The sequence below is a fragment of the Zobellia laminariae genome, assembly GCF_030553095.1.
Taxonomy (GTDB): Bacteria; Bacteroidota; Bacteroidia; order Flavobacteriales; family Flavobacteriaceae; genus Zobellia; species Zobellia laminariae.
This window is the reverse complement of record NZ_CP130738.1, coordinates 1,942,367-1,965,846: the sequence shown is the minus strand read 5'-3', so window position 1 is coordinate 1,965,846 and position 23,480 is coordinate 1,942,367. Positions and strand designations below refer to the sequence as shown.

Sequence of the window (23,480 nt, the reverse complement as noted above, 5' to 3'; positions counted from 1 at the left end):
ATAGCTTTTTAAAGCGATGAAAGAACAAAAAATACCTTTGTGCGCATGTTTAATTACAAGCCTCTTTCGGACTGAATTTCTTCATAGGCTTTTTGTACTTCCTTAAATTTTTCTTCGGCACCTTTCTTAATAGCTTCGTTTTCAGTATTCACGCGATCTGGATGGTATTTCTTTGCCATCGTACGATACGCCTTCTTCACTTCGTCATTACTTGCCGACTTTTCAATATCTAGAATTTTATATGCATTGTTGACCGATTTGATGAACATGGCCTTAATACTCTCAAAATCTCTAAGGTTAACTCGTAAATAACCTGCAATTTCACGAATCTTATTAATTTCTGGATTACTTACAGAACCATCTGCTTGGGCAATCCCGAATAAAAAATGAAGCAACTGCAAACGAACTTCATACCTAGTACGCTGATTTAAAAACGTACAGATACGTTGGGCAGAAATCTCATGCTTCTTATTGATTTCATTAAAAGTTCTGAAAATGGCATTAGCCTTGTCCTTACCATAAGTGCTCACAAAATATTGCCGCACATAGTCCATTTCACGCTGGCTTACCGTGCCATCTGCCTTAATTACTATAGAGCATAAAGACAATAAATTCAGCTCAAAATCTGCCGGTGTTACTTTCTGACGGGTCATATCACCAAAAACAGACTGCGCTCCTCCACCGCCACTAATCTTAAGACCATCAATAAAACTACCTATCAAGTATCCTAAAATTGCTCCTGGAAACCTAAAAAAATAATACCCTGCGATGGCCGCGAACCATTTAATCATGCCTTTTCTAAATTTGGGCAAAGATATTAAAAGCGGTAAGAACTAAGCTTCAAAAAAAACAGAGAGACCATTAAAGAATAATAGTTGGTAAATACAGCCATCCACAGCACCTATTTTAGACCTTTTCGCTAACGAAAAGTTAAGTATATCAACTAAACGCGACAAATTAAGTATCTTTGTTAACTATCATAAAATATAAAAATATGTATCCCGCAGAATTGGTAAAACCTATGAGACAAGACTTGGCATCAGCTGGGTTTGAAGAATTACATACATCAGAAGCAGTCGAAAATGCAATCAAAAAAGAAGGTACTACTTTAGTTGTAGTAAATTCTGTTTGTGGTTGTGCAGCGGCAAACGCTAGACCTGCGGCAAAATTAAGTTTACACAATGCAAAGAAACCTGACCATATTGTTACGGTTTTTGCAGGTGTTGATATTGAAGCCGTAAATACAGCTAGAAACCTTATGATTCCTTTTCCTCCATCATCGCCAAGTATGGCTCTTTTTAAAGATGGTGAATTGGTTCATATGATTGAGCGTCACCATATTGAAGGTAGACCAGCAGAATTGATTGCTGAGAACCTTGTTGGTGCTTACGAGGAGTTCTGCTAGAACTGTTTAAACACATCTCTTAATAAGAGAGTATAAAAGAATACAAAAAACCGCTTCCCTGTGAAGCGGTTTTTTATTTTTGTACTATGCAAAAGCTATTGGCATACCCACTTACTTTCATTTACATAATTTTCTTTGGATTATGTCTGTTGGTATATCACCCAATTCAATGGGTCTGTTTTAATATTTTTGGGTATGATGCCCATAGGATGAGCGTAGCCCTCCTTAATCTATCCCTTATGCGGTGCACGCATATATTGGGAACCACTTATGACTTTAATAACCCATACGATATTCCAACAAATAGGCCTTTAATCATTGTTCCTAATCACCAGAGTATGCATGACATACCGCCTCTTGTGTGGTTCATGAGAAAACATCACCCAAAATTTGTCAGCAAAAAGGAACTTGGCAAAGGCATACCTAGTGTTTCATATAATCTACGTCACGGAGGTTCTGTTCTTATTGATAGGAATGATAGCAGACAAGCTCTCTCCGAAATTGCAAAACTGGGCCGTTATATAGAAGAGCATAAAAGAAGTGCCGTCATATTTCCTGAAGGAACAAGGAGTCGCACTGGTCATCCTAAACCTTTTAAGGCAACAGGACTTAAACTACTTATGAAAAATTCACCTTCTGCCTTAGTAGTTCCTATAAGTATTAATAATTCATGGAAAATGCTCAAATACGGGAAGTTTCCAAATGGCATTGGCAACCACATTACCTTTCAAGTACACGAGCCCATTGAAGTCAATTCCAATTTTGATGCTGTTTTAGCTGAAACCGAACAAAAAGTTATCTCAGGCATCACCTCTTTCAAATCAACATAATGACAGACACTGAAATAGTAGAGCAGACCATTGCTTTTGTAAAAGAAACTTTAAAAGGAGCCGAAGGAGGACACGATTGGTTTCACATAGAAAGAGTTTTTAAAAATACGCTCTTATTAGCAAAAGAAGAGAAAGTAGACGTATTGGTCGTTAGCCTTGGTGCCCTATTACATGATATAGCAGATGCAAAATTCAATAATGGCGATGAGACCGTTGGACCCAAACTCGCACAAAATTTTTTGGGCGATTTAGAGGTGAACGAAGAGACAATTAACCACGTCATTAAGATTATTGAAAATATCTCTTTTAAAAATTCACTTGAAAAAACTGAGGAAGAGAAATTTTCATCTTTAGAATTAGAGGTTGTTCAAGATGCAGACCGGCTAGATGCTTTAGGTGCTATTGGCATTGCTAGAGCTTTTAACTACGGTGGATTCAAAAATAGAGAGCTTTATAACCCTGAAATTGCTCCCAATTTAAAAATGAGCAAAGAGGAGTATAAAAAATCTAGTGCTCCTACACTAAATCACTTTTACGAAAAGCTGCTTTTACTAAAGAATAAAATGAATACCAAAACCGGCAAAAAGTTGGCCGAAGAACGTCACCAATATATGGTAGATTTTCTTAAACAATTTTACAAAGAATGGGACCCACTAGTGTCAAACACAGGGTTCGCGCTTTAACCCGCTAAAAATCACCACTGCGACCTCACTTTTTTTTGTACCTTCAAGTTCAGAACCTTAATCCAATTTTTGAAGATGCAAAGAAGAAAATTTATCAAGAATGCCGCAGCGGCCTCTGCCGTATTTTCCATCGTACCAAGTTTTGTTATGGGTAAGAACCATATTGCACCTAGCGACACCCTTTATGTGGGCGCTTTTGGTGTTGGTGGTCGTGGATCGGGAGTTATGCAAGGGCTAGACGGAACCGGCAAAGTAAAATTTGTAACACTCTGTGATGTTGACGACAGAAGAGCTGCCGACACTTATAAAAAATATCCGAAGGCAAAAAAATATAAGGATTTTAGAAAGGTCTATGATAAGCACCAGCGAAATAGATGCGATTATGGTGGCAACACCAGATCATATGCACGCTTCTATTGCACTGCCTTTTATGCGCGAAAAAAAACATGCCTATGTTGAAAAGCCGTTGACGCATAATATCAACGAAGCACGAATGATGACCCAAGTTGCCAAAGAGCATGGCATTGTAACCCAAATGGGGAACCAAGGGGCTTCTAGTGATGGTAGCCGTGAAGCAAAAGAATGGATAGATTCCGGAATTATTGGAAAAGTATATAAAGTAGATTGCTGGACCAACCGTCCGGTTTGGCCACAAGGTGTTCCTGCTCCTACGGAGAAACAACCTATTCCCAAAGGTCTTGATTGGGACTTATGGTTAGGTGTTGCAGCACAACGGGATTATAATGAGGCTTATCTTCCTTTTAAATGGAGAGGTTTCTGGGATTTTGGAACTGGAGCCCTTGGCGATATGGGATGCCACATTATGGAAACTCCTTTTAGTGTACTTAATTTAGGATATCCTACCGAAGCAGAAGCTAGCTGTACTACCAATTGGGTTGGCGATTTTGTGGAAGCCGATTATAGTGAATCATGTCCTGCATCTTCTATAGTAAGATTAAAATTCAACACCGAACAACATGGTGATATTGCACTGAACTGGTATGATGGTGGACTTATGCCTGATTTACCCGATGAATTGGCAGATGGCGAAACTATTGGTGATAGTGGTGGCGGTTCTGTATTTTATGGCACAAAAGGTATTTTAGTTACGGATACCTACTCACGAAATGCAAGATTGCTCCCAAGCAAAAATATGGACATGTTCAAAGCGCCTGCGCCTTATTTAGGTAGAATTGATGGTGATGTAGATGGCCACCAGAGAAACTTTGTAGAAGGCTGCTTAAACGGTACTGAGACCTCATCAGACTTCAAAAGATCTGGCCCTTTAACGGAAGCTGTATTAATGGGCAACTTGGCCATTAAAGCGTTTCAGTACAAAAAGCTGAAAGCTGGCAAAAAAATAGGGGATTGGGATCCTTTTGAATACCCCAAGAAGAAAAATTCTTTGGGACGGCGCCAATATGAATGTTACCAACTGGGACCTTGCCAACGAATGGGTCAAAGGCAAGTACCGTAAAGGTTGGGAATTGAAATAAAGTAATCTATTTATTGAAATTGTTTCTTTTAAGTTGAAACAAAAAAAGTCCCGTATTGCTACGGGACTTTTTACTTAGAACGGATTATCAAAACCATTCTCGGTATATATTATTACTACACATCAATTACTTCTTTGTTGGTAATTCACGAGTTAACCAACCTCTTTTATTTGCTGTTGCAATAGCATATGGAGTAATCCAGAACAAACCAAAAGTGAATAGGATACTATATGAATATGCCCAAAAAGATTCTTTAAAATTATATCGTTTTGCATAAAACAACACTGGGAATGTTGACAATATCAATATGCTAAAAAGGGTAGAGCTTAAGAACAAAAGTGGGTGTGTCAAAATAAAGAAAAACATAAAGAACAAGAATGGGTAGCTCATTAATATTTTAATGGATTGGCTTATGAACAACAACCTTGGTCCAAATTTTGATCCTTTTCTAAAGTTTGTAAATACATACTTAGACATTTCAATGTTTTCACGAACATTACTTCTACCCCATCTAATGAACATTTTGTAAAGACCAGTATACTGCTCAGGAACATTAGTATAAGCATATGCGTTTCTTTGAAACAAAACATGATATCCTTGTTTCAAAATCATATTTGTCATAGCGCGATCCTCTCCAATATCTGAAGGCTGCCCCATAAAAGTTTGATTTATCCACTGATCTAAACAGTTAAAAACAGCAGTTCTACGGTAAGCTGCTAAAGCTCCCGGAGTACATAATACTGAGTTTAAAGAACTTTCAGCAGATCTTACAAATTCAAAACTCATAACAAAACTCACATCCAACATCTTTGGAAGTAATGCCTTTTTGTTATTAAGAACACGTATGTTTCCAGCAACCGCTCCACAATTTTCATTTACCACAAACGGGCTAACTAAATTACGTAGTGTATCCTTGTCTACTATAGAATCACTATCTACGGTTACAAAAACTTCACCTTTACCTTCATTAAATCCTCTGTATAAACCATGGCGTTTTCCCATGTTTTTTGGTTGTTGAAAAATCGTTACACGATCACCCAAAACCTTTTTTGCTTCTTTCATCCAATGCCAAGTATCATCCTTACTACCATCGTCAATAGATAATAACTCTAACTTTTCATGTGGAAAATCACTCTCAGCCAAACTAATCAAAGTATCATATACCTGTTTGCCTTCGTTGTAAGCAGGTACAATAACTGTAACCGTTGGTAATTCTTCATTTGAAACGGACTTAATTGCCTTGTATCTGAAATACCTGAAAATGATAAAAAGAAAAAATACTGCTTTAAAAACAAAAAGACTGATGGCCAAATACATAAATGCCTGACCGAAGTAAGAAGTAGATCGCTCTAAGTTAAACTCAGTTAAATCACTTCTTAAAATGTAAGACATATAAGCTGCACCTATCATTAGGACAAAAGTGCTTCCCATAACAAAAATGCCCCAGGCATTGGCAGTCTCTATAAAAACTTTGAATTTGTGAACTAAGCCTCTTTTAGGAGAAGCTGGTATGTTTAATGTGGTATTTTGTTTCATATAATGGTATTTGATATTGATGTTCTGAATCTGTTATACGTCATCTAATCCCTTTCGGATGTTTACTTGATATTAATTTAACATGCTCAAAAAACCCTAAGATTATGAGGATATCAACCGTTATACCTTCTTGGGTAGTTATTAATAACATCAACATTGAAAATTTACGGATCTCAGAATATTTAGAAGACATTGATGAGATTACACTAAAAACAGATTAACCTCATTTATGTGACAATAATCTATAAAAAGCCCATTATGTGAAAGTTACCTACTGATGGCTTGCCAACTAATGAGTAAAGGCAAATACCGTGAAGATTTAGAATTAAAGCAGGAAATGAGTGCAATAAAGAACCTATTAAAGGATAGCTATCAAAACAATCGTAGTTGCCCATCTTTGAACTGCTCATGCAATTCGTGGTTGAGCGGAGGAAAAGATTTGTTCTTAAAATAAGTGTGTCGCGCCAGACGTACCAAATCATGAATTTGTGTAGCAATCTTACCTTCACCTTTACTGCGAACACCAAACCGACTATCATTTAAAGAGCCTCCATGGCATTCTTCAATTTGATGTAATACTTTGTCAGCTTTGTCCGGTAAGGCTTTATGAATCCAATCAGTAAAAACTTGACCAATTGCGCCATTGAGACGGACAACAGTAAAAGCGAATGATTTTGCACCATTATCAGAAACGGCTTTTGCCAAATTCATAATCTCATGGCTATTGATTATAGTATTATGGGAGCCAACATAGCATTTACGGGAATGTTATTTTCAGATAATATGCGAATAGTTTCCAATCGCTTTTTAATGGTAGTAGTTCTGGGTTCAAGAATTCGTCTGGTTTCTTCGGACAATGAGGTTACCGAAACATTAACCCCAATCAATCGGTCTTTGGCTAGTTCCTTTAGGATATCTAAATCGCGGAGTACCAGAGCATTTTTTGTTATGATGCCAACGGGATGTTTGTACTTCAGAAAAATCTTGAGACAATCACGGGTAATTTCAAACTTTTTCTCTGCTGGTTGATAACAGTCCGTATTGCCTGAAAGCACGATGGTTCTCGCTTCCCAGCGTTTACTCTTCAATTTAGCCTCCAGTAATTTGGCCGAATCCTTCTTGATTAAAATCTTTCGCTCAAAATCCAATCCGGCGCTATAGCCCCAAAATTCATGGGTATTACGAGCGTAACAATAAATGCAACCATGCTCACAACCTTGATAAGGATTCATGGAATACTGCATGCCTACATCGGGGCTGGTCACTTTATTGACTATTGTCTTTGGAAAAATAGGAATGTACTGTGTCTTATTCCTATCTGCCTCCTCTCCTTCTATGCGGCAAAATTCAAGAAAATCGTCTCGGGTTTCATAGACGTTTTGAAGAAATTTATTGTGAATGTTTTGTTGCGCACCACGGCCCTTTATATATGATTCAGATTTCAATTGAATGGATTTATTCCAAATTTATGGAAATAATCCAATACCAAATAAAGACTATTGCTATTTAACAGTCACTTCTACCAATTGCTTTTTTGTACCACGTTTGGCATAAAACAAGAGGTGGTCAGAAGCATCATCTATAAACGGTCTAGATACCATGATAGGCAATCTTACATCTTTATCGTCAATCAATTTCTTGTAAGAAAGATCGCCGGAGCCATCCACTTTAATAACGAACATGTTAGGGTTTCTGCTAAACCCTTGTTTGAACAAGATTCGCTCCTTGCTCATTTTTTGCGGGTTTTCACCAGAATTAATGAAGAAGTACATGTCTTCACCCTCGCCATAAGCTGTATAGGAAGCGTAAGAAGCATCACCTTGGGTTACCTCTGCCTTATTGATGTTACGAGCCCATTCCATTGCTCCCGAAGCATTAAGCTTTGCTAAAACAATATCATTGTAATGAAAACGATCTACTTTTTTAGTAGCTCCTGATCCAATGTCTTGTCCGGCTGTTACAAAATACTCTTCGGCACTGAAGAGAATGTCATTATTTGGGGTAATATGAACGCTTTTAAAAATAAGGTTCTTGATTTCAGCATCTACCTCACGACCAAATTTATCCAACATAAACTGATCTGAAAACGGATTGTATTTTTTCGCTTTAATTGCCAATGAATTAGCATCCAAATTAAAATAAACTAAACCATTGTATCTGTTATCTTTTCTATCTGCATAGAAACCTACCACTTTCATATCGTTACCCGACAATACTGGTTTTAAGGATTCTGAAAACCGTCCGGCATCTGCAAATTCTTGGGTTTTATAACCGTCCTGAGTAATACGAACCAATTCATATTGAAATCTTCTCTCCTTTACGTCAAACCTTCTTTCTTAAAAAAGGCTTTCCCCATTAAGTACAATTCCTTTAAATCTTTTGAAACTTCAATGTTTTCAAAAGCATAATTCTTTTCCTCAATATTGGCGCTAAAATCATAGTCCAACTGAAGTTTTAAATCTGTTCCGTAAAGATAGATATGATATTTCTCTTCTTTCCCTTCTCTGTGGTGAACCGTTACTGCAAAAGCAGACCTATCATCATTAAAATGAGTTGCTGTAGAAAATCCGTTGCCAAATTTTTGATTGTATTTACTAACTGCAAGCGGATTTATGACTTCTTTGGAAGGAATAGAAAGCAACTTTCTTTCGGTAAAATTGAACTCGTCCAAAGGACTTTGGTGCACTACATAGTTATAGGCTTCATCTTTGTGATCATAGACCAGCTCCAATAGATATAGCTGACCATTTTTCACAAAACCGTCTACCATATGTTTACCGGCATATTTATAATTATAGTCGGCTACCAAATTAAGTTCGGTATCATAAACCTCAATAAAATGGCCTTTCGCCCTTAGCGGCATACCACCATAATATGTACGTACAAGTACGGTCTGTTCTTTAGCGGAACGGTCTATTGCCAATACGGTAGAATATTTATACCTATCGGAATAATTTTCTCCAAGCTTATAGTCTACAGGAATATCCTGTGCATTTGAAAAAGTTAGGGTAGCCAGAAACAGCAGTGCTGTAAGGCTTCTTCGGGTTCGCATAAGTAGGTTTTAAGCGGACATGTTACTCGCCATAAAATTGGCCTTCCTCTTTTCTAAAAAGGCGGAGGTACCTTCCTTAAAGTCTTCGGTACCAAAACAAGCACCAAAAGCCTTTATTTCTTCATCATATCCATTACTGTTCTTAAAACCCGCATTTACCGCTTTTATTGCATAACTGAGTGCAACAGGGGAGTTATTCGATATCTTGCTTGCCAACTTCTGACAAAATCCAATTAGCTCTTCTTGAGATACTACATGGTTTATTAAACCATAATCCAATGCTCGCTCTACATCGATCATTCCAGCTGTCATTATAAGTTCAAGAGCTCTGCCCTTACCAACTAGCTGTGGTAAACGCTGTGTACCTCCGTAATAGGAATAACACCAAGAGACACTTCAGGAAGACCCATTCTAGCTGTATGACTCGCCACTCTAAAATGACATGCCATAGCTAGCTCCAATCCTCCACCCAACGCAAAACCGTTAACTGCCGCAATAACAGGCTTAGAAAGATTTTCTACGAAATCAAAAAGAACTTTGTGCCCTTTCGCAGATAATTTACCGCCTTCTTTTACTGAAAAGTCAGAGAATTCAGAAATATCCGCACCGGCTACAAAAGCCTTCTCGCCGCTACCAGTTAAGATAATTACCTTTATTGATTTATCAGCCTCTAGAGCTTTAAACGCATCGTGCAGTTCAAGAATAGTCTCACGGTTTAAAGCATTCAATTTTGTGGGACGGTTAATTGTTACGATGGCAGTAGATTGCTTATCATCTACCAGAACATTATTGAATTTCATATAGCGATTTTTTGAGTAGTATATATTGTTCCTTATTTCTGTCTAAACTTATTTCACAATTGGAAACTTAACGGAAAACACCGTTCCTTTTCCCGGTTGCGATGTAAAAGTGATATGCCCTTTGTAAGTCTCTACAATATTTTTAACCATACCAAGACCTAAGCCCATTCCACTTGACTTTGTGGTGAATTTTGGTTCAAATATTTTGTCTTTAAATCCTTCCTCAATACCAATACCGTTATCTGCTACACATAATTTAGCGAATTCACCATCTGATGAAACGGACACCACAATTTGTGGCTTATCAACTTCTGGAACCGCCTGTATGGCATTCTTGACCAAGTTAGTAACTACACGTATTAATTGGGTACGGTCTAATTTCGTTATAATTTCTTTTTCCTCCGAAATAAAATGAATGTAATCTTCATTAAAAATGTCCAATGCCAAACGTACAATTTCAACTATGTTTACCGTTTCATTCTGCTGAGCCGGCATCTCGGCAAAGTTTGAAAAAGCAGAGGCAATACTACTCATAGTATCTATTTGCTGAATGAGTGTTTTTGAGAACTCGGTTATTTTAGTATCGATATTTGGGTCTTGTGGGTCAAATTTTCGTTCAAAACTTTGAACTGTAAGTCGCATAGGAGTTAGCGGGTTTTTAATTTCGTGCGCTACCTGTTTCGCCATCTCTCGCCAAGCTTGTTCCCTTTCACTACGGGCCAATTTTACGGCACTATGTTCCAATTCATCGATCATAGCATTGTAAGAAGTAACTAGTTTCTCTATTTCTTCACTAGGGTTGTCAATCAATATTTTATGATTTCTCTTTCCTAGATTAGTCCTATCCAGCATATCCGATATGGTCTGAAGTGAACGAGTTATATATGTAGATATAAAATAGGCTAAACCAATGGCAATAAGTAACATAAAGAAATAAACACCGCCCAAACGCAATAGAAACTCTCTAAGTTCCATGTTGTTAAAGGAGTCATCTTCGTAGTATGGTAAATTTAGAATACCAATTGGTTTAAATCGTTTATCAGTAATATAAGTATAGGAAGCTTTATAATTATCACCGGCCAATGCTTTCTGATCTACAAACCTCTTATTTGAACTAGACTGTAGTTTGAATAAAATGTACGGGCTCAAACAATTTGAAATAGAATCAACTTCAAATTTCGCCCTAGAGGTTTTAATTAATTGTCCTTCTAGATCATAGATATTCAATCGCTGATTTTGCACATTGGCAATCTCATAAATCTCTTCATTAAAAATTAACCCTAGATTTTCGGTAGTTACAGGATATGTAGTTTTCTTGAGAACATACTCCAAACTCTGCCTCACCTGTTCTTCTTTACGCTCTAAACGGTTTGAATGATAATCTTCTGACTGTTCTTTATACTGATAAACAGTAACGCCAGCAATCAAAATAGAAGCCACGACCACAAGAAGGATCATAGATAGGAAGATGCGCGACCTTAGCGAAAATTTTGTGAGCAAAAGATTGGAGTTTACATCAAAGGTAGCAAATATCACGCCATTCTATGCACGCGTATTAGCTCGTTAAAATAGTTCAATTAATGTGTGTCAAGTATATTTTAAATGACCTATATATCTTCTATGCCTCAGGGTTTTTAGACCTGATTCTCTTGTACAATTTAATACCAAGCATCAGAAGAATGCCCAGAACAATAATACCGATGACACCAAAAATCCAATTAAATGCACTTTTCAAAATCACCAAAAATACCACCGCAAACAGAATAATAGTAGCTCCCTCATTATAGATACGCATGAACTTAGAGCTGTATTTTACCTCATCGCGCTGCAATTGTTTAAAAATTTGATGCGATTTTAAATGATAAATAATCAATAACACTACAAATGCGAGTTTTACATGCATCCACGGTTGTTGCAACCAAACCGGTGTTAGAATTAACAACCAAATACCAAATCCAGTTGCGAGTACAGCAGAAGGCCATGTTATAATAAACCAAAGTCTTTTGGTCATTAGCTTCAGCTGTTTAGTAAGAATTTCTTTTTCAGGAGAAGATTTAGCAGCAGCCTCAATATGATAAATGAACAATCTAGGAATATAGAACAACCCGGCGAACCACGTAATCACAAAAATAAGATGTAATGCTTTTATGTATTGATACACGAATTCTAACTTTAGGTATTATGACCTCAAAGTTAGGGAAAACAAGAAATATCCTCCCTAAAAGTTGGTAAGGTTTCTATCTAAGAATATCATATATCTTCAAGTGGACCGGATCTAAAGGCTGTATAACATCCTCCTTTTGTGGAAATTCTTGAAAAATATACTTCAGGTTACCAGTTTCATCCAAGACCAGAAATTTTGGCGATTCAGGTATTGAAATATTATCAATATACCATGAAATGCACTCGTTCAAAACAGGAAAATCTGCCCTCTTAGCTATACCTGCCATATTTCCGTTTTTCGCGATGAGCGCTACAGCATTGTATTCGCCTGTATTCACCAAAGCGTTTAATGATTTTATATGTGCTTTTCTTACTTGCGCTGCATCTTTATAAAGCCCTACTACAGTGTATTTTCCTGAAAATTTCTGTTTTGAAATAGAGCTTCCGGTTACATCACTAAACTCAAAATCCGGTAAAGGCTTTCCTAAAAAATCAAATACCCTATAAACTTCTTCTTCCTCATCTTCCTCTAGAACAACTATAGAAATATTCTCTATAATACTATCTTTTGAGGTTACACGCTCAAAAGTTTTATATGTAACTATCTGCGGATCGTATTCTTCTGCAATAAGCGCTAAGCCCTCCTTAAATGTAGCTTCGTCAACTACATCATTTGCTATTTTAAAAAATTTTTGGGCTTCAAGTTGTTGGGAAAATAATAGTATGCTAAATACTATAAAATAATGGAGGTTTTTCATGTTTGGTTTATAGGGAGAACAGTTCTGTTTTGCTGTTCCTCTTCCCTAAATATAGGAAAAATGAAGTTATTACAAAAGTTAGCCCATTTAGCCCAATAAATTGCAGGAATGCTTATTTTAGAGCAGCCCATATATTAAAACACTCGCTTTGAAAATCACAAACAATAAACTTACACCAGAAGATTTGCTAACGCTTCGTTCTGCCAAACAAAAAATGGAACAAATAGGTTGGGCAATGCAAGGTCTGAACAAGATGGGCAATGTTATAGAAAGTCGCATTCAACTGTTACCACAAAAGCAACGTAATTGGTTACAGCATATAACCTATAAAGTGCTCCATACCGTAGTAAAGACCAATTTGCTGTCAATGAACAAAAAAGGAAAAACTACACCTATTAATAATTTTTATAAAGCGCTCGTAACATCATCTGGCGCTATTGGAGGAGCTTTGGGCGCAAGTGCTTTTGCAGTAGATCTTACACTGGCTACCAAACTCATGATGCGCTCTATTATGGATATTGCGCGTAGTGAAGGAGAAGACTTAAATTCACTAGACTCACAGTTGGCCTGTCTACAAGTTTTTGCCCTAGGCGGAAAGAGTAGACATGATGACAATCTAGATACTGGATATTACGCAACAAGAATAGCTATTGGCTCTGCAGTAAAAGGCGCTAGTGGAATTTCCGGTAAAACGGTAACTACCTTATTGAATACTACGGGAAACCCTTTACTGCAATTAATAGCTCAAGTAGCTTCTAGATTTAGCATACAAGTTTCAGAAAAATTTGTAGCTCAAGCCATACCCATTATAGGCGCTGCAGGTGGCGCTTCAATCAATCTTGCCTTCATTGATCACTTTCAAAATATGGCTCACGCACATTTTAGTATTAGGCGTTTGGAACGTAAATACGGCGAAGAGCAAATAAGATTAGCATACGAAGAAATGTCTATTGCAAAAATCTAATGCCTCATAAATTTCTTATGTAATTTCATTACATTTAGACTCAACTCAATTTCAACACTATGAAAATTAAAGTCCCCTTTGCCCGAAAGGCAAACGTGAAAATTGCTGCGACATTACTGTTTTTATGCGCAACATTCACAACTCAAGCCCAAGATTTTTTATATGGCGATGCACTCCCAGACGCTCCTGAATTAGCAGAACGAGGAGACCACACCGTTGGCGTACGCACACTTAACCTGGTCCATAAAGACCAAGTAGATATTTTAAACTCAAAGGAGGGTAAAGACCCCATGTATGATCGAGCACTTACCATAGAAGTTTGGTATCCTTCTGAAGCTCCGGCAAATAAAACAGCTACAGTTTCCTATGAAGAGGTAATGGGCACCAGAGGTGATTCATTACGCCCATTGGTTCCTTTTTATTTTAAAGGTAGGGCTTATCGCGATGCAGCACCAAAGGCTAACAAGGGTGGATATCCATTAATAGTAGTATCACACGGATACGTAGGTTCTAGGTATCTTATGACCTACTTAACCGAAAACTTGGCCTCAAAAGGTTATGTGGTGGTTTCTATAGACCATACGGATTCAACCTTTAAAGATGCCAACGCTTTTCAAAGTACATTGCTTAACCGCGCAAAAGACATCAAATTCGTAATCAACACTATTGCCGAAAAAGGGGGTTCTTCATCAAAGGACCAGCTTTCAGGAATGGTAGATTCCGAATATATAGGTATCGTTGGATATTCTATGGGAGGTTATGGTGTACTTAATGTTGGCGGCGCAGGCTACAGTGACGGTATGACGGCTTTCTTTGGACAAATGACTGGTGGTAGCACAGCAATTTCTGCCTTAGCTGCCAGTAACGCAGAATACCAAAAACAAATAGACCCAAGAATTAAAGCAGTTGTTGCTTTTGCTCCTTGGGGAATGGAACGTGGTGTTTGGGATGCTACAGGATTAGCTGGTTTAAAAAAGCCAACCTTATTTGTGGCTGGTGACCAAGATGATATATCTGGTTATGAAAAAGGTATTAAAGCAATTTATGAAGGCGCTGTTAATGCAGACCGATACTTACTAACTTATAAGAATGCGAGACATAATGTAGCTCCTAACCCTCCGCCAGCAGAAGCTCTTCAATAAGGATTACACATTGATGAATATTTCAGATATGCCGAACCGTCTTGGGATCAGCGAAAAATCAATAACATCAACCAACACTTTCTTACTGCATTTTTGGGAACCCACTTAAAAGGTGCCGACTATGCCGAGTATCTGGACATTCCTGTAGAATCTAATGAGAAAGATTGGAACGGTTTTAAACCTAGATCATCAACAGGTATGCAGTTAATGCACGCTAAAGCTGCAGAAGCCAATATGAAACAATAAAATAATTGAAAATTATAAGTCGAGAAGAGGCAGAATCTATGTCTCTTCTTTGACTAAAGTATTCTTTATTTCCTTTCTCAAATAGAAACCGGTTACAATGGTAGCCAAAACATCTGCTATCGGAAAAGAAAGCCAAACTCCCAATTCTCCCAGGTAATTGGGCAAAATTAATATAAGCGGAATAAAAAAGAAACCTTGTCTAGATAAGGTGAGTAACAATGCTGGTATAGCCTTCCCAATCGCTTGAAAGTAGGCTGCACCAATCAACTGCAAAGCAATAATAGGAGTTGCTGCAAACACCAAACGCATAGCTAAAGATATGTGCTCTAAAACGTAAGCATTCGCTGCTATATCAATTGCCGATTGCCCTTCTCTATCACTTAAAAACAACGATGCAATTTCTTGAGGAAAAATCATGAGCCCAACAAACACAATGGCTGCCAAGAGCGAAGCATATTTTATTGCCGTGTTAATAGATTTTCGTACCCTTTGGTATTTTTTTGCCCCATAATTAAATCCAGCAATAGGCAAAAACCCTTGGGTAACACCAAATACCGGAAACAAAGCAAACATTAACATACGCCCAACAATGGCATAAACAGCAACCATAGCCTCTCCTCCCAAATCAAAAAGAATGTTGTTCATTAAAAGGTAAACTACACTCGTGGTTGCTTGCCGTGATAACGTAACAAATCCTAAGGAGCCAATTTCTTTTATAATGGGCAACTCCAGTTTAAAGCAAGCAGGCTTTAGTTTCAGTTCAGATTTATCCGATAGAAAAAAGTAAAGTACATAGGCCGCACATAGAACATACCCAACGGTTGTAGCCCAAGCGGCACCTTCCATACCCCAATCAAATATATAAATGAACACGTAGTCCATTACAAGATTACCAATAGATGGGATAATCATGGCAATCATAGCAAATTTGGGTTTCCCCTCTGCACGGATTACCGTATTCCCCATCATACAAAGCGCCAAGAAAGGCACTCCATAAAGCACAATGGTATAATATATTTTAGCAGGCTTAAAGATGGTTCCTTTCCCTCCAAAAGCAGGTATGAGCTCATCAACATAATAAAGCCCTAGCACTACCATTACAGTAGTAATCAGTAAGGTTAAAGTGATTTGATTGCCAAAAGTCTTTACGGCTTTGGAGTGGTCATCGGCCCCAAGTGCTCTAGAGATAATACTAGACCCACCAATACCAATAGACATCCCCAATGCTGCAATAAAAAAGGAAACTGGCAACACTACGTTTATAGCTGCAATGGCAATAGAGCCAATCCAGTTACCAACAAAAATGGAGTCGACCAAAATATTGAGCGACATCACCAAAATACCAATAGACGCCGGTAAGGCCTGTTTCACCAAAAGCTTTCCTATTAGTTCCGACCCTAATTGTTCTGCGGATACTTTAGCCATATTTAATCAATTAGACGTTGTACAAGCGGTTACGATTATCTTATGCAGGCAAAGCACCCGTTTCTTGCCAGTCTTTAATCCAGTTGGCCATAACCTTTACCCAAGCATCACTTTCGTTCAAACAAGGTATATGCTTGTATTCTTTACCACCAGCTTCCTGAAATTGGTGTTGTCCTTCCATAGCGATTTCTTCTAGGGTCTCTAAACAATCGGCAACAAATGCCGGTGTAATGACCGCAAGATTCTTTATGCCTTCTTTTGGAAAACGTTCAAATTCAAAATCCGTGTATGGCTTTAACCACGGGTCGTTAGGAAGACGCGATTGAAAAGAGTTACTTACTTTATCCGCAGGAAGGTTCAAATATGCCTTTACAGATTCAGTCGTATCAAAACACTGGTGACGATAACAGGTATTATGTGCCACAGAGTTCGTCTGACAACATTTGCCATCTATTTTACAATGAAAGCGTGTTGGGTCTGACTTGCGAATATGTCTTTCTGGAATACCGTGGTATGAAAATAAAATATGGTCATAATCAAAACCTTCAAGACTTTCGGCAATTCGTTCTGAAAGAACACGTATATATTCTGGATTTTTATAAAAAGCAGGAAGCGTAGTCAATTTCATGTTCGGAAAAAGCTTTTCTTGCTCTTCCATAACTTTTACTACTACCGTTTCATAAGATGACATGGCATAATGCGGATACAAAGGAACTAGTAAAACCTCATCTACACCTTTGTCATTTAACTCTTTCAAAGCACCTTTTATAGGCATGCTACCGTAGCGCATTCCTAAAGCTACTGGTATATCTGAATGTTCTTTTACCTTATTGGCAAACCGCTCCGAAAGGACTATTAATGGAGAACCTTCTTCCCACCAAATTTTGGCGTAAGCTTCAGCAGATTTTTTTGGACGGGTTTGTAGAATAATTCCACGAACCAAAATATTACGTAACCAATTAGGCACATCGATCACGCGTTCATCCATTAAAAACTCATCTAAATAAGGCTTAACATCCTTTGCTGTAGGGCTGTCTGGAGAACCCAAATTAACCAATAAAACTCCTTTCATAGTGTAGCAATACTTTTTTGGTTTGTAAGACAAACTATTTCACAGAACAGAACTTTCAGCTTTACGTGAATATGGCTATCTTCAAATGCCCATTTACTTGGGCAAATGTATTATTTTAACAAAAATAAGCCTTGAAACTTATCTAAAGTGCATGTTATCAAAATACTTTTTGATGCTGTTATAGATAACATCAATTATATAAGCGATTTAGAACTTTTGAATTAAAAAAACAGACTAATATTACCCCTTGAACCATTTGTTATGTTGAACGATTTTTTTAATGAAAACTATAAATCCCTTCTTTTACTTTTAGGGTCATTGGCCGTTTTATTGGTCGCCTATTTTGTATTGCTCAAAATACTTAGAAGATTTGGAAAAAACCCAAAATATTTAATCCCACCTTCTTCAGTAAAAAAAGTCAGTACACCTATTGTTCTTATCCTATTTTCCATATTACTAAGAATGGGTTCTTTAAGGCAACTACTGGGTCTTAATCATTTTGAATATTACTTTAGAAAAGCCAGTACCCTGCTTTTTATTTTCGCTCTTACTTGGCTTATAATACAAGTGATTAAAATGGTAAAAGAGCATGTCATGCATACCTATGACATGAATACCGCAAACAATTTGCGCGCCCGAAAAGTAGCTACTCAGTTCAATATATTGGAACGGATTGTCATTTTCATTATCATTATCCTTGCCTGCGGTATTGCGCTTATGAGCTTTGATAGCATTCGCGAAATTGGCGTAAGCATATTTGCATCGGCAGGGGTTGCGGGTATTATCATTGGTTTTTCGGCTCAAAAAATGCTTGCTACAATCTTGGCCGGAATTCAAATTGCCATTGCTCAACCCATTAAATTAGATGACGTAGTAGTGGTTGAAGGTGAGTGGGGCCGAATTGAAGAAATTACACTTACCTACGTTGTAGTAAAAATTTGGGATAAGAGACGTTTGATACTGCCTACTACCTATTTTATTGAAAAACCGTTTCAAAACTGGACAAAATCTTCAGCTGATATTTTAGGTACCGTCTTTTTGTACACAGACTATTCTGTTCCACTTGGTACCTTACGAGAAGAACTTACTAAGGTTCTAAAAAACACCCCTCTTTGGGACGGCGAAGTAAATAATATTCAGGTAACAGATTCCAAGGCGACCCATATTGAAATTAGAGCACTAATGAGTGCCAAAGACTCCTCTACCGCTTGGGACCTTAGAGTTCATGTTCGTGAAAAATTAATAAGCTTTTTACAACAGAATTATCCAGAAAGTCTACCCCGTACAAGACTACGTTTAGAAAATATGGAAGCTCCAGAAAATACTACCCTAAAATAGCCGTTATACCTTAAAACCAATATTTATTTTAACGGTTTATAGGGATATATTGCACAAGGCACTTTTTTACTTTTGTACAAAGCGCCCATTTTCAGGTACATAACTGAAGTATTGAGCATTCCCTCACCAAAAAACATTTATGCGACTCGTATCGATTTTTCTTTTGCTTATTTCTTTCTCGGTCCATGCCCAAGAAAAAAATAGCCTTCTATGGGAAATTTCAGGAAACGGTTTACAAGAGTCATCCTACTTGTACGGAACCATGCACGTCAGTAAAAAAATTGCTTTTAGGTTAGATGATGTCTTTTTTGATGCTTTGGATAAAAGTGACATGGTTGCCCTAGAATCCGACCCAGGTCTTTGGCTGGAAAAAGATAATCTAACAGGCTCTAGCCCATACGGTTCTGAGGCTGGTTTTGTTACCAAAGGTTTTTATGCCCGATCTTTTAAAGTAGAAAATCCTAGAAAAGAGATATTGGGTGCATATTTGGCTTACGAAGACCGCATCGTGAACAATATTCTATACCGTACCAATGAGTTTTCTCAGAATTTTGAAGAAGAAACTTATCTTGATATGTTCATTTATCAGGCCGGCAGAAAGTTCAACAAACCTATTATTGCTTTAGAAGATATGGAAGAGTCTGCCGCTCTCGTAGGCAGGGCCAGTCTAAATGCAGTCAAACAAAAGCCTGATGAATGGCTTCAAAAGAAAATGCAGCAATCAGACCCTATGTTCTTACTTCAAGATGCATATAGGGAACGGAATATAGCTCTGTTAGATTCTATAGACCGAGCCATGTACACACCACATTACATGAAGAACATGTTGTTCATACGGAACGCCAACATGGCCGAACGCATGGATTCTGTTATGCGAAAAGGGAAAGTCTTTACAGGTATAGGGGCCGCGCATTTACCGGGAGACCAAGGTGTTATTTCGCTCTTGCGAAAAAAAGGATATACCGTAAAACCCTTATTATCAAAAGCGACGTCTAGGGGTAAAAAGCTGAAACTTAAATTTGAACAAAAAAAACGTCAAAACGAATACAGCTCCTATGGTCCTGAAGACGATTTTTTCAGTGTAGACCTGCCTAATAAGTTATACCCGATTTCTGATATTGGTAAGACTACCTATGTTTCGCCTGACTTAGCAAACGGTAGTTTTGTAGTTATTAACCGGATTCCTACTTACTCTTTTTTAAAGAACGATGCCCTATTTTCGTTAGAAGAAATAGACAAACTCCTTTTTGAAAACATTCCCGGTAAAATACTGGAAAAAAAGTCGATTAAAAACGGTCAGTTCAGAGGGCTTGATATTAAGAACTTGCTGAAAAATGGAGACCACCAACGGTATCAAATCTTTGAAACTCCTTTGGAGCTTGTCATCATAAAAATGGGCGGCGAAGGTGATTATGTTACCAAATTTTCAGACAACGTTTTTAATAGCTTAAAGTTTAGAACGGATTCTGTTCAGGGATCTAAAGTAATTTCTTCTATATATGAAGATTTTGAGGTTCAGATGCCCGCACTTTATAGCTTTACAAATCGCAGTAGAAGCGGTAATCGTTGGGTTGAAGGTTATGATTCTATTGCTGATAATTATTACTTTCTTCGCAGATCTGTTTTGAATGACTTTAATTTTATTGAAGTTGATACTTTTGAACTTAAGCAAATACAGAAGCGTTTTTATCAGGATTTAGAACTGAATCCTGAATATGATTCTTACAGTGGCAGGAGGCTTACCTCATCTGCTGTAATTGACCACAAGACCAAAAAACGTTTATACCTTATGACCACGTTGCGCAGAGGAGAATACTTTCTGCTAGGTATGGTAGGGAAAAACGAAAAAGAGGCTGCCTTGTTTTTTGAATCTTTCAAAATAAAGGATAGTAAAGCACAGAAACCTTTTGAAATTGTTGTTGACACCGCTTTGTACTTTACCACCAAAAGCACCGTGAAACCTCCAAAATTTGTAGAAAGCAGCACTAGTTATTACAATGGCGCTCCAAAAACAAAACCATACGACGCGTTTCATAAAAAAACCATTTATAAAAATGACAACGGCGAAGCTGTATCTGTAGAACTAAACAAATCTCATGATTTTTTGATGTTCAGAAATTTAGATTCAGCTTGGGCTTTACGCAAGAAACTATACGCCCATAAAAAGTATGTCGTAATTAACGAGGAGACTAAAAGCTCTCCAAAAGGGTATCACGAATTACAAATGACACTTGCCGACACAGCAAGTACACGTGGTATTTTAGTGAAGAATATTTTGAAAGACGGACTTCTTTACGAATTAAAAGCCGTAGTTGATACCATTGAAAAACCAAGTACTTTCATTACCGAATTCTTCACCAATTTTGTACCGAAGGATACTGCGATAGGTCGAGATTTGTTTGAAGATAAAGTGCCTGAATTCTTCAAAGCATTAGACACTAATGATAGTATTGCCCTTGATGGGTATAGATTTATAAAATTCGAAACCAAACATGCCAATGCTCTTAAGAAGCATATATCAGAGTTTGATTTAAGTAATGGTGAACGACAAATTCAGCTGCACCTTATACGGGAATTAGCGGAGTTACAAGATATTGACCTTACCAAATTCTATAAAAAGTTTTATGCTAAAGCTTATAACAACTCCACTGCACAGGCAGTATTGCTTCAAGAAATTGCCAAAAAATCTGATGAAGCCTCAACAAAGCTATTATTAGAATTAATGGAAACCGATCTACCTCTACTTTCCAATACGTTCAACATCAGCCTTATTTTTAAACCCTATCGAGAGAATTTAGAATTGGCAAAAAAACTATATCCTAAACTATTGGATTACAGTTCCATTCCCGAATATAAGGAACCTATTTTCTCGTTACTCTCTGAATTATTGACAAGCAACACTATAAAACCTAAACTATATAAAAAGTATAAAACACAGATTTTAAACGATGCTAAAACGCTCATCAAAAGACAACTTAGCAGAGACCTATCAAATACGCACAATGACTTCTATAACCCTCGTACTAGTAGAACCAATACATCTTTACTAGAAGACTATGTTACGCTGCTTTACCCTTACATTACGGATAAATCCGTAGAACAATTTTTTAATCAAATTTCACTAGTTGAAGACCTATAAGGTGTACAGGCTACTTACCTAGCCGAACTGCTGAAAAACGGAAAACCTGTTTCACAACAGAAGTTAACTGCTTTGGCTTCGGATATAAACGGCAGACTACCACTATTCAATAAATTGAAAAAAGCTAACGTACTAAGTCATTTTCCAGCCGCTTATAATTCACAACAATATTTGGCAGAGGCCCTTCTTTTTGAAGGTTCAAAGTATAATCATGTTAAAGATTCCGTTGTGTTCGTAACCCAGAAGTCGTTACAATTTAAAGAGAAACAGTACACCGGATACTACTTCAAAAAGCGTAATAAAGAAGATTATGACAAGAATTTCTCTATGTATGTATTGATATTTGAAAATGAAAAGGGATTGCAAACCAAGCCTTTTTATGAGAGTGACGCTATGCGTATTGAAGATACGGATAGAGATAAAGACGTCATTGAATACCTCACGGAAGCCTTTGAACTTAAAGACAGAAAACGAGCAGATATTTACAGACCTCATGGCTATGGCATGTATGGCCATCATGGGTTATAAAATTGTATTTTTACATTAAATCCGTACTATGTCCAAATTTGGTCTTTTTTTATTACTTACCCTAACAAGCACCTTGTGTTTCTCCCAACAGATTACCTGCTCTCCAGCAGATAAACAGGCCGTAGAAAACAAACTCATTGCTATTGACGGGCTTTTAGAAAAGGACTTCGGAAAAACGCTGGTTGCAATTGGAAAAACTTTCATGGACACGCCTTACGTGGCCAAAACTTTAGAGATTGGTGATACAGAAACTTTGGTTATAAATCTACAAGGTTTAGATTGTACAACTTACGTAGAAAATGTATTGGCTTTTGGCCTGATGCTAAAAAATGGAGAATCTAGTTTTGATGATTTTACAGAAACCCTTGAAAGCATTCGTTATAAAGATGGTGAGCTTGATGGATATGCCTCTCGTCTACATTACTTTTCAGAATGGATTGCTAACAACGAGAAAAAAGGATTATTAAAGGATATTACTGCTGAAATAGGGGGAAAGGAAATCACCAAACCCATTAATTTCATGAGCACCCATCGTGACCTTTATCCTTTTTTAAGCGATGACAAGAATTTTGAAAAAGTAAAGGCTTCTGAAAACTACCTCAACAATCAACCCATTTGTATTTTGGCGCAAGATGAGATTGCAGCCAATGAACATTTAATTCAAACAGGAGATATCATAGCTTTGACTACATCAATTAACGGATTGGACATAACCCACACCGGAATTGCCACAAGAGAGAAAGATGGCCGCATTCATTTGCTACATGCTTCAACAGGTTCTATGAAAGTAGAAGTATCCAAAAAACCGCTTGCTGAATACCTAAAGAAAATTAAGAAAAATACGGGTATTATGGTGGCTAGACCTATCAATTAAGTCCTCAAAAACACCAACCTGAACCGACT

General features: G+C 37.4%; 19 protein-coding genes and 3 pseudogenes. 11 read left to right on the top strand and 11 right to left on the bottom strand.

Features of this window, described 5'->3' with window-relative positions:
• Positions 1 to 53: 53 nt before the first annotated feature.
• Complete coding sequence (locus Q5W13_RS09310; protein WP_155595174.1) at positions 54 to 791, bottom strand: TerB family tellurite resistance protein; 738 nt, start codon at positions 789 to 791, stop codon at positions 54 to 56.
• A 203-nt stretch (positions 792 to 994) separates the two neighbouring features.
• On the opposite strand from Q5W13_RS09310, the gene Q5W13_RS09305 reads away from it, so the two are divergent.
• From Q5W13_RS09305 to Q5W13_RS09290, 4 genes and pseudogenes are all read left to right on the top strand, one after another.
• The gene (locus Q5W13_RS09305) at positions 995 to 1,405 is read left to right on the top strand and encodes a BrxA/BrxB family bacilliredoxin (protein WP_038237079.1); all 411 of its coding nucleotides are present in this window, start codon (positions 995 to 997) and stop codon (positions 1,403 to 1,405) included.
• 86 nt (positions 1,406 to 1,491) lie between these two features.
• Entirely contained in the window at positions 1,492 to 2,235 is a 744-nt protein-coding gene (locus tag Q5W13_RS09300; protein WP_304446102.1) for a lysophospholipid acyltransferase family protein, read from the top strand.
• Complete coding sequence (locus Q5W13_RS09295) at positions 2,235 to 2,918, top strand: HD domain-containing protein (RefSeq protein WP_155595176.1); 684 nt, start codon at positions 2,235 to 2,237, stop codon at positions 2,916 to 2,918. The genes Q5W13_RS09300 and Q5W13_RS09295 overlap by 1 nt, the downstream gene beginning before the upstream one ends.
• 75 nt (positions 2,919 to 2,993) lie before the next feature.
• Positions 2,994 to 4,414 (top strand): annotated as a pseudogene (locus tag Q5W13_RS09290) (Gfo/Idh/MocA family protein).
• Positions 4,415 to 4,540: 126 nt separating this feature from the next.
• Here Q5W13_RS09290 and Q5W13_RS09285 read toward each other — a convergent pair.
• The 8 genes and pseudogenes from Q5W13_RS09285 to Q5W13_RS09250 form a co-directional block, all read right to left on the bottom strand.
• Positions 4,541 to 5,950: a glycosyltransferase family 2 protein gene (locus Q5W13_RS09285; protein ID WP_155595178.1), complete on the bottom strand. Its 1,410-nt coding sequence runs from the start codon at positions 5,948 to 5,950 to the stop codon at positions 4,541 to 4,543.
• A 372-nt stretch (positions 5,951 to 6,322) separates the two neighbouring features.
• Positions 6,323 to 7,395: pseudogene (locus tag Q5W13_RS09280) on the bottom strand (PA0069 family radical SAM protein).
• A gap of 57 nt (positions 7,396 to 7,452) precedes the next feature.
• Entirely contained in the window at positions 7,453 to 8,244 is a 792-nt protein-coding gene (locus Q5W13_RS09275) for a hypothetical protein (RefSeq protein WP_304446101.1), read from the bottom strand.
• A gap of 23 nt (positions 8,245 to 8,267) precedes the next feature.
• Complete coding sequence (locus tag Q5W13_RS09270; RefSeq protein ID WP_304446100.1) at positions 8,268 to 9,002, bottom strand: hypothetical protein; 735 nt, start codon at positions 9,000 to 9,002, stop codon at positions 8,268 to 8,270.
• Between the two features lie 9 nt (positions 9,003 to 9,011).
• Positions 9,012 to 9,802: pseudogene (locus tag Q5W13_RS09265) on the bottom strand (enoyl-CoA hydratase/isomerase family protein).
• 48 nt (positions 9,803 to 9,850) lie between these two features.
• Positions 9,851 to 11,260, bottom strand: coding sequence for a sensor histidine kinase (locus Q5W13_RS09260; protein WP_304446487.1), 1,410 nt, complete (start codon positions 11,258 to 11,260; stop codon positions 9,851 to 9,853).
• Between the two features lie 160 nt (positions 11,261 to 11,420).
• Positions 11,421 to 11,927, bottom strand: a complete 507-nt coding sequence (locus Q5W13_RS09255) for a CopD family protein (protein ID WP_304446099.1) — start codon at positions 11,925 to 11,927, stop codon at positions 11,421 to 11,423.
• Positions 11,928 to 12,039: 112 nt separating this feature from the next.
• A complete protein-coding gene (locus tag Q5W13_RS09250; protein ID WP_304446098.1) occupies positions 12,040 to 12,723 on the bottom strand; it encodes a TlpA family protein disulfide reductase in 684 nt (227 codons plus the stop codon).
• Between the two features lie 148 nt (positions 12,724 to 12,871).
• Here Q5W13_RS09250 and Q5W13_RS09245 point away from each other — a divergent pair, with 148 nt between their 5' ends.
• The 3 genes from Q5W13_RS09245 to Q5W13_RS09235 all read left to right on the top strand — a co-directional run bounded on the left by Q5W13_RS09245 (position 12,872) and on the right by Q5W13_RS09235 (position 15,075).
• Positions 12,872 to 13,687 carry an EcsC family protein gene (locus Q5W13_RS09245; protein ID WP_304446097.1) on the top strand — a complete coding sequence of 272 codons (816 nt, stop codon included), beginning with the start codon at positions 12,872 to 12,874 and terminating at the stop codon, positions 13,685 to 13,687.
• Between the two features lie 59 nt (positions 13,688 to 13,746).
• A complete protein-coding gene (locus tag Q5W13_RS09240) occupies positions 13,747 to 14,829 on the top strand; it encodes an alpha/beta hydrolase family protein (RefSeq protein ID WP_304446096.1) in 1,083 nt (360 codons plus the stop codon).
• A 93-nt stretch (positions 14,830 to 14,922) separates the two neighbouring features.
• Positions 14,923 to 15,075 (top strand): hypothetical protein, encoded by a 153-nt coding sequence (locus Q5W13_RS09235; protein ID WP_304446095.1) that lies wholly within the window; start codon positions 14,923 to 14,925, stop codon positions 15,073 to 15,075.
• A gap of 36 nt (positions 15,076 to 15,111) precedes the next feature.
• On the opposite strand, the gene Q5W13_RS09230 is transcribed toward Q5W13_RS09235, so the two are convergent.
• Both Q5W13_RS09230 and hemH read right to left on the bottom strand, forming a co-directional pair.
• Positions 15,112 to 16,500: an MATE family efflux transporter gene (locus Q5W13_RS09230; protein ID WP_304446094.1), complete on the bottom strand. Its 1,389-nt coding sequence runs from the start codon at positions 16,498 to 16,500 to the stop codon at positions 15,112 to 15,114.
• 40 nt (positions 16,501 to 16,540) lie between these two features.
• Positions 16,541 to 17,572: a ferrochelatase gene (hemH, locus tag Q5W13_RS09225; protein ID WP_155595186.1), complete on the bottom strand. Its 1,032-nt coding sequence runs from the start codon at positions 17,570 to 17,572 to the stop codon at positions 16,541 to 16,543.
• Between the two features lie 261 nt (positions 17,573 to 17,833).
• Here hemH and Q5W13_RS09220 point away from each other — a divergent pair, with 261 nt between their 5' ends.
• The 4 genes from Q5W13_RS09220 (at position 17,834) to Q5W13_RS09205 (ending at position 23,451) form a co-directional block, all read left to right on the top strand.
• Positions 17,834 to 18,910, top strand: a complete 1,077-nt coding sequence (locus Q5W13_RS09220) for a mechanosensitive ion channel family protein (RefSeq protein ID WP_304446093.1) — start codon at positions 17,834 to 17,836, stop codon at positions 18,908 to 18,910.
• A 139-nt stretch (positions 18,911 to 19,049) separates the two neighbouring features.
• Positions 19,050 to 22,049, top strand: coding sequence for a TraB/GumN family protein (locus Q5W13_RS09215; protein WP_304446092.1), 3,000 nt, complete (start codon positions 19,050 to 19,052; stop codon positions 22,047 to 22,049).
• A 72-nt stretch (positions 22,050 to 22,121) separates the two neighbouring features.
• Entirely contained in the window at positions 22,122 to 22,577 is a 456-nt protein-coding gene (locus Q5W13_RS09210) for a hypothetical protein (RefSeq protein WP_304446091.1), read from the top strand.
• A 28-nt stretch (positions 22,578 to 22,605) separates the two neighbouring features.
• Positions 22,606 to 23,451 (top strand): N-acetylmuramoyl-L-alanine amidase-like domain-containing protein, encoded by an 846-nt coding sequence (locus Q5W13_RS09205; RefSeq protein ID WP_304446090.1) that lies wholly within the window; start codon positions 22,606 to 22,608, stop codon positions 23,449 to 23,451.
• Positions 23,452 to 23,480: the final 29 nt, after the last annotated feature.